This window comes from Roseibium aestuarii, assembly GCF_008477545.1.
Classification (GTDB): Bacteria; Pseudomonadota; Alphaproteobacteria; order Rhizobiales; family Stappiaceae; genus Roseibium; species Roseibium aestuarii.
This window is the reverse complement of record NZ_VORA01000003.1, coordinates 200,347-215,983: the sequence shown is the minus strand read 5'-3', so window position 1 is coordinate 215,983 and position 15,637 is coordinate 200,347. Positions and strand designations below refer to the sequence as shown.

Sequence of the window (15,637 nt, the reverse complement as noted above, 5' to 3'; positions counted from 1 at the left end):
CTTGCGGTCCGGCAACGCCCCAATCGTCCCGCGCTTTCGACCCAAAGCGCGGGGCAAGTCTATGGAAGCCCGGAATATCCGGCGTCAGACGCGGATGTGCGGCTTCGATCAGAATAGGAGACCGTCATGCGGCGGGTAGTCATCACCGGTTTCGGAATCGTGTCCTCCATCGGCGCGAATGGAGAAGAAGTTCTCGAAAGCCTGCGGGCTGGCAAGTCGGGCATCAGCTTTGCGCCGGAATATGCCGAGCGCGGCTTCCGCAGCCAGGTTCACGGCAAGCCGAATGTCGACATCGAAGCCCTGGTCGACAAGCGCCAGCTGCGCTTCATGGGTGACGGTGCAGCCTACAACTACATCGCCATGCAGCAGGCCATCGCCGACAGCGGTCTGGAAGACAAGGACGTCTCCAACGAACGCACCGGTCTGATCATGGGTTCGGGCGGTCCCTCCACCAAGAACCTGTTCCAGGCCCACCAGATCGTTCTGGAAAAGGGTTCGCCCAAGCGCATGGGCCCGTTCATGGTGACCCGCGGCATGAGCTCCACCAACTCGGCCTGCCTTGCCACGCCCTTCAAGATCAAGGGAATCAACTATTCCATCACCTCGGCCTGCTCCACCTCGGCTCACTGCATTGGCGCTGCCACCGAACAGATCCAGTTCGGCAAGCAGGACGTGATGTTTGCCGGTGGCGGCGAGGAACTGGACTGGACCCTGTCCTGCCTGTTCGACGCCATGGGCGCCATGTCCTCCAAGTACAACGACACGCCGCAGACCGCCGCACGCGCCTATGACGCGACCCGCGACGGCTTCGTGATCGCCGGCGGCGGTGGCGTGGTGGTTCTGGAAGAGCTGGAACATGCCAAGGCCCGCGGTGCCAAGATCTACGCCGAAGTGACCGGTTATGCGGCCAATTCGGACGGCTATGACATGGTGGCTCCGTCCGGTGAAGGCGGCGAGCGCTGCATGCGTCTGGCCACCTCGACCCTGGGCGACCGCAAGGTCGACTACATCAACACCCACGGCACCTCCACGCCGGTCGGCGACATCGGGGAAATTGAGGCGATCCGCCGCGTGTTTGGCGAAAACCAGCCGCCGGTGTCCTCCACCAAGTCCCTGACCGGCCACAGCCTGGGCGCGACCGGCGTGCAGGAAGCCATCTACTGCCTGCTGATGCTGAAGCACGACTTCATCACCGCTTCCGCCAACATCACCGAGCTGGATCCGGCCCTGAAGCCGGAAGAGATCGTGACCAAGCGGATCGACAACGCGGGTCTGGACACCGTCCTGTCGAACAGCTTCGGCTTCGGCGGCACCAACGCTTCCCTGGCCCTGTCGCGCTATCACGGCTAAGGAGCCCTCATGTCCGGTCTCATGAAAGGCAAGCGCGGCCTGGTGATGGGTGTGGCCAACGACCACTCCATCGCCTGGGGTATTGCCAAGACCCTGTCCGAGCATGGTGCGGAACTCGCCTTCACCTATCAGGGCGAGGCCTTCGGCCGCCGCACCCGTCCGCTCGCCGAGAGCGTCGGGGCCAAGATGCTGCTGCCTTGCGACGTGGAAGACATCGACAGCGTCGATGCGGTGTTCGAGACCCTGAAGCAGGAATGGGGAAGCATCGATTTCCTCGTTCATGCCATTGGCTTCTCCGACAAGACCGAGCTGCGTGGCCGCTATGCCGACACCACCCGGGCGAATTTCTCCCGGACCATGGTGATCTCGTGCTTCTCCTTCACCGAAGTGACGAAGCGCGCGGCCGAGCTGATGCCCGAGGGCGGTTCGATCATCACCCTGACCTATGGCGGCTCCACCAAGGTGATGCCGAACTACAACGTCATGGGCGTGGCCAAGGCAGCGCTGGAATCCTCCGTGCGCTATCTTGCGGTCGATTACGGTCCGAAGAACATCCGGGTCAACGCCATCTCGGCCGGCCCGGTGCGTACGCTCGCTGGCTCCGGAGTGTCTGATGCCCGTCTGATGTTCAACTATCAGAAGCGCAACGCTCCGCTCTGCCGCACCGCATCGCTGGAAGACATCGGCGGAACGGGTCTCTATCTCCTGTCGAACCTGTCAAACGGCGTGACGGGCGAAATCCACTACGTTGATGCGGGCTACAACATCATGTCCATGCCCCGGCTGGACGAGCTGAAGGTGCAGGACCGGGTCTCCGACGACTGATCCGACGCTTCTGCAGAAACACGAAAGGGCGGCCAGTGGCCGCCCTTTTTTCATGGTCGCAATCGATTTTCGGCAAGGCGATCAGTCGAAACTTTCTTCCTCGTAGATGCCAAAGAGGCGCTTCTGATCGATCCAGCCGTCATAATTCGTGCCATGCAGCCGGCACCAGCCGTTGCCGCATTCGGTGACCGTGGCCAGCACATTGGCCTTGAGTTCCGCGACGATCGGCGCCCCACTCTCGGGCCGGGCACGCAACGGGGTCGTCAGGCTTTCGTCCCAGGGGGTGACGAGGGCCGTCCTCCGGCTCGAGAGCAGGGAGTGGAACACCCAGCCCATTTCGCCCTGCCAGTCGCGGATGCGGCGCCAGTTCTCGTATTCCTGCACCACTTCCACCGGCAGACCGGCATGGACATACGTCCAGACCACGTCATGCTCGCGGGAGGGACCTTTGCGCACGTTCACGCGGTCCGACTTGAGCGAAACGAAGCGCGGAATGGGCTGACCACTGGGGCCGATCGTGGGCGTCTGGGCCTGAGCGGATCCGCCAAAGGACACCGCTCCAACCGTCAGAAGACCGGCGAGTGCCAGAAGGCCGAGCAGGGGTTTTAGACGCATCAGGAAGAAGGCCATATTATTCGCTTGTCCAATTGTCTTTCCGGGTCGAGATCCTGCACAAACCTCTAACCAAATCCGTTCGGGATGGCCAGCATCCGAGGGTCCGGGCAGGGACGTCGCCGACACACCTGCCCCTTGTGTCCTTCCGGCCATCTGGTTTAGGAAAATGACAGGACCGGTGACATGTTCGCATGTTCTCCATCGTGCAACCATTGTGGTTAATGACAGATCAATAAAGGCAAGGGCTTAAGGATATGGCGAAAAAGAAGCCGGTCGTTGTCGTGACACGCAAGCTGCCGGATGTGGTGGAAACCCGCATGCGCGAGCTGTTCGAGACACGACTGAATGAAAGCGACCGCCCCTTCACCCAGGCCGAGCTGGTCGAAGCGATGCGGACCGCGGATGTGGTCGTGCCGACCGTCACGGACCGCATCGACGGCGCCGTACTCTCCCAGGCCGGTCCCAACCTCAAGCTGATTGCCAATTTCGGCAATGGGGTCGACAACATCGACGTGGTGACCGCGAACAACCGCGGCATCAACGTGACCAACACTCCCGGCGTTCTGACCGAAGACACCGCCGACATGACCATGGCGCTGATGCTCGCCGTGCCGCGCCGTCTGGCTGCCGGCATCAAGGCGCTGGAAGCGGGCGAGTGGACCGGCTGGTCGCCGACCTGGATGCTGGGTCACCGGATCTGGGGCAAGCGCCTGGGCATCATCGGCATGGGCCGCATCGGCCAGGCCGTCGCCCGCCGGGCCAAGGCCTTCGGCATGTCGATCCACTATCACAACCGCCGCCCGGTCACCCCGGAAGTGGAAGAGGAGCTGGAAGCCACCTACTGGGAAAGCCTCGACCAGATGCTGGCCCGCATGGATGTGGTCTCCATCCACTGCCCGCATACGCCCGGCACCTTCCATCTGCTGTCGGCGCGTCGCCTGCGCCTGCTGAAGAAGGACGCCTATGTGGTGAACACGGCCCGCGGCGAAGTGATCGACGAAAACGCCCTGATCCGCATGCTGGAAGAAGGCGCGCTTGCCGGCGCCGGTCTCGACGTGTTCGAACACGAGCCCGCCGTGAACCCGAAGCTGGCCAAGCTCGACAACGTGGTTCTGCTGCCACACATGGGCTCTGCCACCATCGAGGGCCGCATCGAGATGGGCGAGAAGGTCATCATCAACATCAAGACCTTCATGGACGGGCACCGTCCGCCGGATCGGGTCCTGCCGTCCATGCTGTGAGCCGGCGATCCGGCTTCACGTCACAGATCAGAGATACGCAAAGGGCCGCTTCATCGGGCGGCCCTTTGTCATGACATCGAGGCGTTAAGCACTCAGTCGAGATATTTCTTCCAGATCGCGCTCTCGCCCATCTTCTCGATGAAGGCCCGATGGGCGGCATATTCGGCGCGAATGTCCGGGCGGACCAGCGGCTCCGGCCGCTGGCGTGCATTGAAGGGGCCAAGCTTGCCCGGCTCGTGGCCCGGAGGCAGGGCGCTTGCGTCGTCCTCGTCGTCCGGCGACAGGATGAGGGCCCGCTGCTTTCCCCCCTTCAGCTCGAGATAGACCTCGGCCAGGATCTCCGCATCGAGAAGAGCGCCGTGCTTCACCCGGCGGGAATTGTCGATGCCGAAGCGCGAGCACAGGGCGTCCAGCGAATTCGGGCCCGTTGGGAAGCGGCGGCGGGCGAGATCCAGCGTATCGATGACCTGGGTGTTCGGGATCGGCGGCATGTTGAGCCTGCCAAGCTCCATGTTGATGAAGCCCATGTCGAAGGCCGCGTTGTGGATCACCAGCGTTGCATCGCCGACGAACTCGACGAAAGCCTTCGCGACTTCGGCGAATTTCGGCTTGTCGGAGAGAAACTCGGCGGACAGGCCGTGCACCTTGAAGGCTTCCTCCGGCATGTCCCGCTCCGGGTTGATGTAGACGTGAAACACCTTTCCGGTGGGAACGTGATTGAACAGTTCCACACCGCCGATTTCCACCAGCCGGTCGCCCCCGCGCGGATTCAGGCCGGTGGTTTCCGTATCGAAGGAGATTTCACGCATGTTCGGGGATCCTCTGTCTTGCGCTCACTGTGCCGTCTTCCGCGGCGAGGGCAAGGCATTGCCGGTCTTTTTCCCGGGATTCCCCAGCTCAGGCTGGACGGGACGCTTCGTCAGGGCATTGGGCTAAGGGCGCGCAGGCAGGCTTCCACCTGGCGCTCCGCATAGGCTTCCCCGTGGGACGTGTCGATGAGGAAATGAGCACGCAGCCGCTTCTGGTCATCGTGCAGCTGCTTGGCGAGAATGGTCTCGAACCGGTCTTCCGACATGCCGGGACGGGCCAGCACGCGCTGGCGCTGAAGATGCGGGTGTGCGGTGACGACGACGCGCACATCCACCCGGGCCTCGCCCCCGGTTTCAAAGAGCAGGGGAATGTCGAGAAGCACGGCGCGGCGGCCTTCAGCCCGTGCCTTTTCCAGAAAGCCCTGCTCGGCTTCATGGACCAGCGGATGGACGATGGCTTCAAGACGCTTCATGGCCTCGGGCTTGCCGATCACCTGGGCTCCGAGAAGGGTGCGATCGACCTGGCCTTCGCGGATGGTGCCCGGAAAGGCCGCCTCGATGGCGGCAACCGCCGGGCCGGCGTAAAGCCGGTGCACGGTCGCATCCGCATCATGGACGGGCACGCCGTGACGGGCGAACATCTTCGCCGTCGTCGACTTGCCCATGCCGATGGAGCCGGTCAGGCCGATGCGGATCATCCCTGTGCCTCGAGATCGTCGATGATCACCTGACGCAGGGCCTCATCCACCTCCGGCCGCACCCCGAACCAGCGCTCGAACCCGGGCACGGCCTGATGCAGGAGCATGCCCAGTCCGTCCACCGTCGGATTGCCGCGAGCCTCTGCCTGTTTCAGCAGTTCGGTCCGCAGCGGGACATAGATCGCATCCGTGACGATGGCATGGGTGGCCAAGGGAGAGAGGTCGATTTCCAGCGGCGGCTTACCGGTCATGCCCAGAGAGGTGGTGTTGACCAGCAAGTCGGCTGTCCCCAGGAGATCCCCAAGCTTGTCCCAAGAATGGGCCATTGTTGCAGGACCGAACTCATCCTGCAGTTTTCTGGCATTCTCGAGGGTTCGGTTGACGATATGCACGGTCTTCACACCCCGCTGAAGCAGGGAGTAGATGATCGCCCGCGCGGCCCCGCCGGCCCCCAGGACGACAGCGGAGCCGACCCGGCTGTCCCAGCCCGGCTGGTGCTGATCCATGTTGCCCAGGAAGCCCAGCCCATCGGTGTTGGCGCCCCAGAGGCTGCCGTCCTCGCCCAGCCAGAGCGTGTTCACCGCGCCCATGGCGCGCGCGGCCTCGTCCAGATGATCGCAGATCCGGGCAGCCAGTTCCTTGTGCGGAATGGTGACATTGCCACCGACCAGCCCGCTGGTCGTAAAGCTGCGGTAGAAGTCTTCCGCCTCTTCAGGGGCGACGGCCTGTCGGCCATAGTCGCCCTCGAGACCGTGTTTCTTCAGCCAGTAGCCGTGGACGAGGGGAGACCTCGAATGGGCCACGGGCCAGCCGGTGATGGCCGCACGGGGATGTTTCGTCATGACTTGAGGATCCCGAGATCGCGGAGCTTGCCGAGAAGCGGCAGCAGGGGCAGGCCGAGGATGGTGAAATAGTCCCCTTCGATCTTCTCGAAGAGCTGTACGCCGAGGCTTTCCAGCTGGTAGCCACCGACGCTGTTCAGGATGTCCGCTCCGGCATCGGCGAGATACTGGCCGACGAATTCCGGCGACAGCGGGCGCATGGTCAGGCGCGCGACAGAGGTTTCCCGCCAGATGGCCTCGCCATTCTGCGAGAGAACCACGGAGGAAATCAGCTCGTGGGTCTTGCCGGAAAGACTGAGGAGCTGACGCCGGGCCGCTTCCATGTCGGCCGGCTTGGTGAAGCGTTCGTCGCCGAGCGCCAGGACCTGATCGGCACCGATCACCAGATCTCCGTGACGGCGGGCGGACACGTCATCGGCCTTGGCTTCCGCCAGAATGAGAGCGATGTCCTCAGGCGCGACGCCGGCGTCCAGAAGCGGCTTTTCGACCAGCCGTTCGTCGATGGTTGCGGGATCGACCTCAAAGGTCAGACCGGCATTGCGCAGCAATTCGCCGCGAATGCGGCTGCCGCTCGCAAGGACCAGGGTCATTGGTGGGTGTCTCCTTGGTGATCTGTCGTGTCCGGAAGGGTCGCCTCCTGCGAGGACCGATCCATCTGTTGGGCCCTGTGCTTGCGGTAGAGATCCATGATCTCGGCGGCCGTTTCCTCGATGGACCGGCGGGTCACATCGATCAGCGGCCAGCCCCGTTCGGAGCACAGGCGGCGGGACATGTTGATCTCCCGCGCGATTTCCTGCCGGTTCACATAGGTATCGTTGTAGCCCTCAGAATTGAGGGACAGCACCCGGTTCTGGCGGATCTGCTGGATCCGCTCTGCGGAGGCGATCAGTCCGACGACCAGAGGCCGGGTGAGATTGTTGAGCTGATGCGGGATCGGCAGATCGGGCACGAGAGGCACGTTGGCCGCCTTCATGCCGCGGTTGGCCAGATAGATGCAGGTCGGCGTCTTGGAGGTGCGGGATACGCCCACGAGCACGATGTCGGCAGTGTTCAGATCATCGGGGATCTGCCCGTCGTCATGCATCATCGTGTAGTTCAGCGCTTCGATCCGCTTGAAATATTCCGCATCGAGATCGTGCTGACCGCCGATCCGGTGGGTCTTGGTCACGTTCAGATAGCTCTGGAACACGGCGAAGACCGGATCGAGGATGTTCACGTAGGGTATGCCGAGATCCTGACAGGTGCGCTCCAGGCGCTCGCTGATGTCCCGGTCGACCAGGGTGTAGAGCACGATGCCGGGCGCGGCCTCGATTTCGGAGACGACACGGTCGAGCTGCTTCTGCGTCCTGACAAGCGGATAGACGTGCTCGATCTCCTGAACCATCTCGTATTGCGCGGTGGCCGCACGGGCCACCGTCATCAGGGTCTCACCGGTGGAGTCCGAGACGAGATGCAGGTGAAAATAGTGGCGCGACTTATTCACTGAACTATCCCCAGGCCTGTGGGCAACAGGGGAAGACTGACGCCTTTCACCCGGTACCCCCGAAAGTTATCCGCGAAGACCGTTTTTTATGAACAGAGCCGGGTTGTTAATTGACTCCCGCCGAAACGAGTCCTCCCCCCTGTGGATTAACAGATTGGCTCGGCAATTCCCACAGGCGATCCACGCTCGCCCAAAAGGTAAACGGAACGTTAACGCCTCTGCAGGTAATTGAGATTCTGCAAGTTTTCGGGTTATCACCGGCTGTGGATGATAACTTGTCCAAAACCTCGCGACATTTTATCCCAGAATTGCCTGTTGTGTGATGGAGTGTGGACGTTCATTGATCCCACCAATCCACCCACAAATAAAAGAAACAGATTCATTCAATAAGAATCTTATTGATTGGGAATGTGAGAAAGGGGCCCTGCCTCATGAGATCCGAAGACCGTGCGGTGATGCGAGTGCTTGCTGGAGAGAAGCTCTGGCCGCCTCCCATCTGGATGATGCGTCAGGCTGGCCGCTATCTCCCCGAGTACCGGGAGACCCGTGCCAAGGCGAAGGACTTCCTCTCCTTCTGCTACGACCCGGACCTGGCCACGGAAGTCACGCTCCAGCCGATCCGCCGCTATGGCTTTGATGCGAGCATTCTCTTCTCCGACATCTTCGTCGTCCCTGACGCCATCGGCTATCCGGTCTGGTTTGAAACCGGCCGTGGTCCGATGCTTGAGCCTCTCTCGCACGAGATCCTGGACCGTCTTGATCAGGACAAGGCCGAGGATCACCTCAAACCGGTCATAGAGACGGTTTCACGCCTGCGGGCGGAGCTGCCTGCTGAAACCACCCTGTTGGGCTTCTGCGGCGCTCCCTGGACCGTTGCGTGCTATTCCGTCGCCGGACACACCACCCAGGACCAGACGGCCGCCCGCGTGGGGGCTTACCGCGATCCCGAGCTGGTTCAACGCTTCATCGACCAATTGGTTCAGGCCTCCATCGTCTATCTTGTCCGTCAGCTGGATGCGGGCGCGGACGCGCTGCAGATCTTCGACACCTGGGCCGGGGTTCTGGATGATGCCGGGTTCGAGCGCTGGTCCATCAAGCCGACTCGGGCGATCGTGGACGGGGTTCGCGCCTTGAGACCGGGTGCCCGCATCATCGGCTTCCCGAAGGCCTCCAGCGGCCGGCTGCAGCGCTATATCGCCGGCACCGGTGTGGACGCGGTGGGGCTGGACTGGACCGCGCCGGATCCAGTGGCTCTGGAAATCCAGAAGCAGGTGCCGATCCAGGGCAACCTGGACCCCATGCGCCTGGTCGCCGGTGGCCATGCGCTGGATGAGGGCATCGACCACATCCTCTCGACCTTCGACAAGGGCCCGCTGATCTTCAATCTCGGTCACGGGGTGACACCGGAGGCCGATCCGGCCAATGTGGCGCGCATGGTCGAACGGGTGAAGAGGGGGTAATATGGATCTCTATCTCTGGCTGAAGTCGCTGCACGTGATTGCCATCATCGCCTGGATGGCGGGGATGCTCTATCTGCCGCGGCTTTTCGTCTATCACTGCGAAGCAGAACCTGGATCAGCGCAATCGGAGACCTTCAAGGTCATGGAGCGGCGCCTGCTCAAGGCGATCATCAATCCGTCGATGATGGTTGCCTGGGTGGTCGGGCTCTGGCTGGCCTATGACGCAGGGTTCTTCTCTCAGGGCTGGTTCCACGCCAAGCTGACGCTGGCCCTGCTGATGTCCGGTGCCCACGGCTACCTTTCGGGCTGCGTCAAGCGCTTTGCCCGTGACGAGAACAAGAAGTCTGCGAAATTCTATCGCGTTCTGAATGAAGTCCCGACCGTATTGATGATCGGTATTGTCATTCTCGTCATAGGTAAACCGTTTTAAAGCTTTGACCTTCGGCACACTCGGGTGAAAACCGCAGAGTGTGCCGAAAGTCGTGTTGCATCCTATTTTCAAATCTTCTATTGTCCGTGCCACTGACTGCCGGCGACGCAATCTGTTTCGCATTTCCCGAGCCCGGCAACCGCGTCTGACAGTATGACCTGTCCAGAGCATCCCGGCAGTATCTCAGCATATCTCCTCTCGACGCTTTCGACTTGTGAACCCATGCAGGTTTCGGAAGTTCTCTCCAGGCACATCTCTATCAATCAAGACCCCAATCGATGCGGGAAATGAAACTCAAAGATCTCAAAGAAAAGACCCCGACCGAACTCCTTCAATTCGCTGAAGAGCTTGAAGTCGAAAACGCAAGCACCATGCGCAAGCAGGAGCTGATGTTCGCCATTCTGAAGAGCCTCGCGGCCCAGGATGTCGATATCATTGGCGAGGGGGTCGTTGAAGTTCTCCAGGATGGCTTCGGTTTCCTGCGTTCTCCCGATGCGAACTATCTGCCGGGTCCGGATGACATCTATGTCTCCCCGTCGCAGATCCGTCGCTTCTCCCTGCGCACCGGCGATACGGTCGAAGGTCAGATCCGCAGCCCGAAGGAAGGCGAACGCTACTTCGCGCTTCTGAAGGTGAACACGATCAACTTCGAAGAGCCGGAAAAGGCGCGCCACAAGGTTCACTTCGACAACCTAACGCCGCTCTATCCGAACGAGCGCTTCAAGATGGAAATCGAGGATCCGACCACCAAGGATCTGTCGTCCCGCCTGATCGATCTGGTTGCTCCGCTCGGCAAGGGCCAGCGTGCGCTGATCACCGCTCCGCCGCGGACCGGCAAGACCGTGTTCCTTCAGAACATCGCCAAGTCGATCACGACCAACCATCCGGAATGCTATCTGATCGTTCTGCTGATCGACGAGCGTCCGGAAGAAGTGACGGACATGCAGCGCACGGTGAACGGCGAAGTGGTGTCCTCCACCTTCGACGAACCGGCCTCCCGTCACGTTCAGGTCGCCGAAATGGTCATCGAAAAGGCGAAGCGTCTGGTCGAACATGGCCGCGACGTCGTCATCCTTCTGGACTCGATCACCCGTCTGGGCCGCGCCTACAACACCGTCGTTCCGTCTTCGGGCAAGGTTCTGACCGGTGGTGTGGACGCCAACGCCCTGCAGCGTCCGAAGCGATTCTTCGGTGCGGCGCGTAACATCGAAGAGGGCGGGTCCCTCACGATCATCGCAACTGCTCTGATCGATACGGGCAGCCGCATGGACGAAGTCATCTTCGAAGAGTTCAAGGGCACGGGTAACTCCGAAATCATCCTAGACCGGAAGATCTCCGACAAGCGCGTCTACCCGGCCATCGACATTCAGCGGTCGGGCACCCGCAAGGAAGAGCTTCTGGTGCCGCCGGAGCGGCTCAAGAAGACCTTCGTGCTGCGTCGTATTCTCAATCCTATGGGAACGGTGGATGCCGTCGAGTTCCTGCTCGACAAGCTGAAGCAGACCAAGTCGAACGACGAATTCTTCGACAGCATGAACACCTGATCGATCATCGGATCGACGCGAATTTTCTGAGGGCGCGGTACTTGTTGAAAGTGCCGCGCCTTCAGTTTTTTTTAAGACCTGTTTCACGTGAATCCGCCGGCCCCTGGCCCTTGATCCATCGAGTCGGATCCGGATCGATTTTCTCGGAACCTGTTCATGATCCTCGAGACCGAACGCCTGATCCTGCGTCCCTGGAAGGATGCGGATCTCGACCCCCTGGCTGCCATGAGCGTGGATCCCGAAGTGATGCGCTACTTCTTCAAGACCCGGAGCCGGGATGAGGCGCGGGTGATGATGGACCGGGCGATCGCGAAGACGGAGGCCGACGGTATCTGCTTCTGTCCCGTGGAGTTGAAGGCGACAGGAGCTTTCATCGGTTTCACCGGACTGTCGCGCCCTGCCTATGACAAGCCTCTGCCCTTTGATCCTTGCGTGGAAGTTGGTTGGAGCCTCATGCGTTCTGCATGGGGGCAGGGCTATGCGAGCGAGGCTGCTCGCGCCTGGCTTGGATTCGGTTTCGAAACATTGGGTCTGGAGGAAATCGTTTCCTTTACAGCGGCCTCCAATGTCCCGTCGCAAAGGGTGATGCAGCGTCTGGGCATGGTCCGGCGCGCAGAGGATGACTTCGCGCATCCGATGGTGCCCGAGGATCATCCCCTTGCCCCGCACGTGCTCTACCGGCTCACGCGCGCGGCTTGGCAGGCCTCGCGCTCCGATTGATCGGGGCGTGCACCGGGCAGAGCTGCGATCCCGTCAACCGAGCAGGGCGGCCAGGTCGGTTGCCGAGGCTAGGGGAGCCGAGCACTGGCCCTCGCGGCAGAGATAGGCCGTGACATCACCCAATGCGGGTTTACCATGGGCAGGGTGATCCGGCGCCAGGGTCTCGGTTCCCCGAACAGTCAGAACCATCAGGGCCGGGTCGGCGCAACGGGCGGCTGCCTGAAGGAATGGATTCGGGTCCGATCCGTCCTCGCAGATCAGAACGAGGACCCGGCCGTTCAACCGGGTATCGAAGGCGGCGAGCAGGGATGCGGTGGCGAAGACATTCTTCGGCACCTCGGGCGCGAGGGTGGAAAAGATCCGGTCGGCCGTGTCGCGAGCGGTCGTATCTCCGGTCAGGAGATAGATCCGGGAGAAGGCCTCCGCCGCCTGGGCATTGGCGTTCGGGGTTGCCTCGTCCGCGATGGTGAAGGGGCGCAGGATCAGTCCTTCCGCGTCGCTTGCGGTCATGTGGAAGCCCCCGTGATCGGCCTCGTACCAGCGGGTGAGGGCCGCACCATAGTCGCGGGCGTCGCCGAGAAACTCCGTGGCACGCGAGGGGTGGGCATCGGCAAGGCAGATGGCTGCGAGCATCATCGCCGCATGGTCCGATGCAAAGCCCGGGAAGAGCAGACTGCCCTGACGCCAGGAATGACCGAGACGTCCATCCCGCATCATGGTCTGCCGGATGAAGCCGTAAGCGGTGAGAGCGGCCTCGCAATATGATTCACGTGAAACAGCGCGGCCGGCTTTCGTCAGACCGATGATGGCGAGGGCGTTCCAGTCGGCGAGCACCTTGTCGTCCCGCTCCGGCCGGGTCCGGTTGTTGCGGTGGTCCAGCAGCCTTTGCCGCAAGGGGACGAGGCACTCCTCTTCTTCCTTCGAGAGTTGCGGCGTGTGGAGCCGGTTGAGGATGGTGACGCCTTCCCAGTTGCCGGAGGGGTGAACGTCATAGGCTTCCGAGAGGACAAAGCCGTCCCGCTTGCCCAGCACCTGCGAGATCTCCTCGGCGGTCCAGACGTAGAAACGCCCCTCTTCTCCCTCGCTGTCCGCATCGAGGGACGATGCGAAGGCGCCGCCGTCGACCTTCATTTCCCGCAGCAGCCAGTCTGCGGTTTCCTCGATTCGTCGGCGAAACAGATCGTCTCCCGTGGTTTCATAGGCCAGAGCGAGCTGGGTCAGATACTGGCCGTTGTCATAGAGCATCTTCTCGAAATGCGGCGCGAGCCAGAGATGGTCGACCGAATAGCGGGCCATGCCGCCGCCCAGGTGGTCATAGATCCCGCCGTTGGAAATATGACGCAGGGTCTGGAGACAGGCCTCCCGTGCCTTGCCATTGTCGAGCCGCAGCCCGGTGCGCCATACCAGATCCATGACGCTGGCCTGAGGGAATTTCGGCGCGCCCTTGATGCCCCCGTGTTCCGGATCGAACAGGGAGAGAAGCCGTTCGCCCGCTGCTCCGATGAGCCCCGGATCAAGGTCGTCCCTTCCCGTGAGGCGAGGGGTGATTGCCTCCATCAGACCCTGACGGTTTCCGTCGATTCGGGCCCGATCCGTTTCATAGGTTCGGGCCACGGCCTCAAGCACCTGGACGAAGGATGGGCGTCCCCATTGCGGGGTCTTCGGAAAGTAGGTACCGCCCCAGAAGGGTTCGCCATCGGGCGTCAGGAACATGGTGAGGGGCCAGCCCCCCTGTTCGCCGAGGGCATGCAGGGCGCGCATGTAGATCTGGTCGATGTCCGGCCGCTCTTCCCGGTCCACCTTGATGTTGATGTAGAGCCGGTTCATCACCTCCGCCGTGGCTTCATCCTCGAAGCTCTCATGGGCCATGACATGGCACCAGTGGCAGGCGGCGTAGCCGACAGACAGCAGGATAGGCCTGTCCAGCCGGCGAGCCTCGGCCAGCGCTTCCTCACCCCAGGGGTACCAGTCGACCGGGTTGTCCTTGTGCTGGAGCAGATAGGGACTGGTGGTCCGGGAGAGGCGGTTCTCGGTCATGGGCAATGTCTCTTGCGGCTCGCGGCAGGGTGGGGAAGAACGGTGGAATGAGGCGCTGTCTCTGGTATACCCGCGCGGGAGGATCGGCGCCAAGGCAGATCCGGTCCTGCACGATCAACACTTGAAGCGGATATCCGTTCTATGGCCGACACGATTTTTGCCCTTTCGAGTGGCGCGGTTCCGTCCGGGGTCGCGGTTATCCGTCTATCGGGGCCGCATGTCCGGTCCGCTCTAGAGCGTCTGGCGGGTAACGTACCCGTCGCCCGCAAGGCGTCGGTGCGCCGCCTGAAGGACCCTGTGACCGGAGATGTGATCGACGAGGCGCTGGTCCTGTTCTTTGAAGGCCCGAACAGTTTTACCGGGGAAGACGTGGCCGAGCTGCAGTGCCACGGCGGGCGGGCGGTTGTGGCGCGGCTGCTGGATGTGCTGTCCGGGCTTGAGGGCCTGCGTCCGGCGGAGGCCGGGGAGTTCACGCGGCGGGCCTTTGATCGCGGACGGATGGACCTGACCGAAGTGGAGGGGCTTGCTGACCTGATCGCGGCGGAGACCGAGGCTCAGCGGAAGCAGGCGGTGCGGCAGATGGGAGGAGCGCTCGGCCGTCTCTATGACGACTGGCGCAAGCGGCTCATTCACATGCGGGCAATGATCGAGGCCGAGTTCGATTTCGCCGATGAGGACGATATTCCCGGCAGCGTGTCCGATCAGGTCTGGGGTGAGGCCGCGGCGCTGAAGCGGGAAATCGAGGACCATCTGGTCCGGTCGCGGAGTGGCGAGCGTCTTCGCTCCGGCCTTCAGGTGGTGCTGATGGGGCCGCCCAATGCGGGCAAGTCGAGCCTTCTGAACGCTCTGGCTGGCCGGGACGTGGCGATTGTCACCGAGGAGGCGGGGACCACCCGGGACGTGTTGGAGGTTCACCTGGATCTCGGGGGCTATCCGGTCACCCTGGTCGACACCGCGGGCTTGCGCGAAGAAGCCGGGCGGGTGGAGCAGGAAGGCATCCGCCGCGCCCGCGAGCGGGGGAAGGCCGCAGACCTTATCCTCTGGGCGCGGGAGCCCCAGGGTCCGGCGCCGGCCTTCGGCGCGGGTGATGAAGGCTTCGACTGGACCGAGGTGCCGGTCTGGACCGTGTGGACCAAGAGCGATCTTGAGACTCCTCCGAAACAAGACTCCTCCGGAACGATCAAGGCGATTGCTGCAAGCTGCACCGTTCCGAACGGAACCGATGCGCTTCTGAAAGCCCTTACTGGATTCGCTTCTGAAACAATTTCTGTGGGGGAGGCACCTCTTGCGACCCGGCAGCGGCACCGGCATGCGCTGATGTCCTGCGCCGAGGTGCTTGGTCGTGCGGTCGACCTTAGTCATCTGCCGGGCGAGTTGCGGGCCGAAGAATTGCGCCAGGCGGCAGACTGCCTCGGGCGCATCACCGGGCGGATCGACGTCGAGGACTTGCTCGATGTGATCTTCCGGGATTTCTGCATCGGTAAGTGAGGGTGTTTCACGTGAATCATTTCCCCTTCGTCAGGGGTTAATGAAAGGTGTTTCACGTGAATCCGGTTCGGCCGCCTCGACCCATCTGAAAGCAC

Annotated in this window: 15 protein-coding genes; 8 read left to right on the top strand and 7 right to left on the bottom strand. The window is 62.2% G+C overall.

The genetic code is table 11. The features are described from left to right. Nucleotides 1-126 precede the first annotated feature (126 nt). Nucleotides 127-1,350, top strand: coding sequence for a beta-ketoacyl-ACP synthase I (fabB, locus tag FR728_RS13920; protein WP_149893324.1), 1,224 nt, complete (start codon nucleotides 127-129; stop codon nucleotides 1,348-1,350). Between the two features lie 9 nt (nucleotides 1,351-1,359). Next, nucleotides 1,360-2,175 (top strand): enoyl-ACP reductase FabI, encoded by an 816-nt coding sequence (fabI, locus tag FR728_RS13915; protein ID WP_149893323.1) that lies wholly within the window; start codon nucleotides 1,360-1,362, stop codon nucleotides 2,173-2,175. Between the two features lie 81 nt (nucleotides 2,176-2,256). Here the strand turns inward: fabI and FR728_RS13910 are convergent, their stop codons facing one another. Continuing rightward, nucleotides 2,257-2,805: an SH3 domain-containing protein gene (locus FR728_RS13910; RefSeq protein WP_244304638.1), complete on the bottom strand. Its 549-nt coding sequence runs from the start codon at nucleotides 2,803-2,805 to the stop codon at nucleotides 2,257-2,259. 239 nt (nucleotides 2,806-3,044) lie between these two features. On the opposite strand from FR728_RS13910, the gene FR728_RS13905 reads away from it, so the two are divergent. Further along, nucleotides 3,045-4,031: a 2-hydroxyacid dehydrogenase gene (locus FR728_RS13905; protein WP_149893322.1), complete on the top strand. Its 987-nt coding sequence runs from the start codon at nucleotides 3,045-3,047 to the stop codon at nucleotides 4,029-4,031. 92 nt (nucleotides 4,032-4,123) lie between these two features. Here FR728_RS13905 and dnaQ read toward each other — a convergent pair whose 3' ends face one another. From dnaQ to FR728_RS13880, 5 genes are all read right to left on the bottom strand, one after another. Beyond that, on the bottom strand, nucleotides 4,124-4,840 hold the full coding sequence (gene dnaQ / locus FR728_RS13900; protein ID WP_149893321.1) for a DNA polymerase III subunit epsilon: 717 nt from the start codon (nucleotides 4,838-4,840) through the stop codon (nucleotides 4,124-4,126). Between the two features lie 110 nt (nucleotides 4,841-4,950). Next, a complete protein-coding gene (gene coaE / locus FR728_RS13895; protein ID WP_149893320.1) occupies nucleotides 4,951-5,538 on the bottom strand; it encodes a dephospho-CoA kinase in 588 nt (195 codons plus the stop codon). Further along, nucleotides 5,535-6,380, bottom strand: a complete 846-nt coding sequence (locus FR728_RS13890) for a shikimate dehydrogenase (protein WP_149893319.1) — start codon at nucleotides 6,378-6,380, stop codon at nucleotides 5,535-5,537. Before FR728_RS13890 ends, coaE begins: the two co-directional genes overlap by 4 nt. Further along, on the bottom strand, nucleotides 6,377-6,970 hold the full coding sequence (locus tag FR728_RS13885) for a Maf-like protein (RefSeq protein ID WP_149893318.1): 594 nt from the start codon (nucleotides 6,968-6,970) through the stop codon (nucleotides 6,377-6,379). The genes FR728_RS13890 and FR728_RS13885 overlap by 4 nt, the downstream gene beginning before the upstream one ends. Next, the gene (locus tag FR728_RS13880) at nucleotides 6,967-7,863 is read right to left on the bottom strand and encodes a pyruvate, water dikinase regulatory protein (RefSeq protein WP_149893317.1); all 897 of its coding nucleotides are present in this window, start codon (nucleotides 7,861-7,863) and stop codon (nucleotides 6,967-6,969) included. Before FR728_RS13880 ends, FR728_RS13885 begins: the two co-directional genes overlap by 4 nt. A 431-nt stretch (nucleotides 7,864-8,294) precedes the next feature. Here FR728_RS13880 and hemE point away from each other — a divergent pair, with 431 nt between their 5' ends. The 4 genes from hemE (at nucleotide 8,295) to FR728_RS13860 (ending at nucleotide 12,017) form a co-directional block, all read left to right on the top strand. Further along, nucleotides 8,295-9,323 (top strand): uroporphyrinogen decarboxylase, encoded by a 1,029-nt coding sequence (gene hemE / locus FR728_RS13875; protein ID WP_149893316.1) that lies wholly within the window; start codon nucleotides 8,295-8,297, stop codon nucleotides 9,321-9,323. Between the two features lies 1 nt (nucleotide 9,324). Continuing rightward, nucleotides 9,325-9,753 carry a protoporphyrinogen oxidase HemJ gene (gene hemJ, locus FR728_RS13870; protein ID WP_149893315.1) on the top strand — a complete coding sequence of 143 codons (429 nt, stop codon included), beginning with the start codon at nucleotides 9,325-9,327 and terminating at the stop codon, nucleotides 9,751-9,753. 278 nt (nucleotides 9,754-10,031) lie between these two features. Then, on the top strand, nucleotides 10,032-11,297 hold the full coding sequence (gene rho / locus FR728_RS13865) for a transcription termination factor Rho (RefSeq protein WP_149893314.1): 1,266 nt from the start codon (nucleotides 10,032-10,034) through the stop codon (nucleotides 11,295-11,297). A 156-nt stretch (nucleotides 11,298-11,453) separates the two neighbouring features. Next, entirely contained in the window at nucleotides 11,454-12,017 is a 564-nt protein-coding gene (locus tag FR728_RS13860) for a GNAT family N-acetyltransferase (protein WP_149893313.1), read from the top strand. 33 nt (nucleotides 12,018-12,050) lie between these two features. Here the strand turns inward: FR728_RS13860 and FR728_RS13855 are convergent, their stop codons facing one another. Next, on the bottom strand, nucleotides 12,051-14,054 hold the full coding sequence (locus FR728_RS13855; RefSeq protein WP_149893312.1) for a thioredoxin domain-containing protein: 2,004 nt from the start codon (nucleotides 14,052-14,054) through the stop codon (nucleotides 12,051-12,053). 141 nt (nucleotides 14,055-14,195) lie between these two features. On the opposite strand from FR728_RS13855, the gene mnmE reads away from it, so the two are divergent. Then, nucleotides 14,196-15,542, top strand: coding sequence for a tRNA uridine-5-carboxymethylaminomethyl(34) synthesis GTPase MnmE (gene mnmE, locus FR728_RS13850; protein ID WP_149893311.1), 1,347 nt, complete (start codon nucleotides 14,196-14,198; stop codon nucleotides 15,540-15,542). Nucleotides 15,543-15,637: the final 95 nt, after the last annotated feature.

What these genes read in the sequence shown, in the direction of transcription:
- fabB (WP_149893324.1), top strand. Translation starts at nt 127, where the DNA reads ATGCGGCGGGTAGTCATCACCGGTTTCGGAATCGTGTCCTCCATCGGC.
- fabI (WP_149893323.1), top strand. Translation starts at nt 1,360, where the DNA reads ATGTCCGGTCTCATGAAAGGCAAGCGCGGCCTGGTGATGGGTGTGGCC.
- FR728_RS13910 (WP_244304638.1), bottom strand. Translation starts at nt 2,805, where the DNA reads ATGGCCTTCTTCCTGATGCGTCTAAAACCCCTGCTCGGCCTTCTGGCA.
- FR728_RS13905 (WP_149893322.1), top strand. Translation starts at nt 3,045, where the DNA reads ATGGCGAAAAAGAAGCCGGTCGTTGTCGTGACACGCAAGCTGCCGGAT.
- dnaQ (WP_149893321.1), bottom strand. Translation starts at nt 4,840, where the DNA reads ATGCGTGAAATCTCCTTCGATACGGAAACCACCGGCCTGAATCCGCGC.
- coaE (WP_149893320.1), bottom strand. Translation starts at nt 5,538, where the DNA reads ATGATCCGCATCGGCCTGACCGGCTCCATCGGCATGGGCAAGTCGACG.
- FR728_RS13890 (WP_149893319.1), bottom strand. Translation starts at nt 6,380, where the DNA reads ATGACGAAACATCCCCGTGCGGCCATCACCGGCTGGCCCGTGGCCCAT.
- FR728_RS13885 (WP_149893318.1), bottom strand. Translation starts at nt 6,970, where the DNA reads ATGACCCTGGTCCTTGCGAGCGGCAGCCGCATTCGCGGCGAATTGCTG.
- hemE (WP_149893316.1), top strand. Translation starts at nt 8,295, where the DNA reads ATGAGATCCGAAGACCGTGCGGTGATGCGAGTGCTTGCTGGAGAGAAG.
- hemJ (WP_149893315.1), top strand. Translation starts at nt 9,325, where the DNA reads ATGGATCTCTATCTCTGGCTGAAGTCGCTGCACGTGATTGCCATCATC.
- rho (WP_149893314.1), top strand. Translation starts at nt 10,032, where the DNA reads ATGCGGGAAATGAAACTCAAAGATCTCAAAGAAAAGACCCCGACCGAA.
- FR728_RS13860 (WP_149893313.1), top strand. Translation starts at nt 11,454, where the DNA reads ATGATCCTCGAGACCGAACGCCTGATCCTGCGTCCCTGGAAGGATGCG.
- FR728_RS13855 (WP_149893312.1), bottom strand. Translation starts at nt 14,054, where the DNA reads ATGACCGAGAACCGCCTCTCCCGGACCACCAGTCCCTATCTGCTCCAG.
- mnmE (WP_149893311.1), top strand. Translation starts at nt 14,196, where the DNA reads ATGGCCGACACGATTTTTGCCCTTTCGAGTGGCGCGGTTCCGTCCGGG.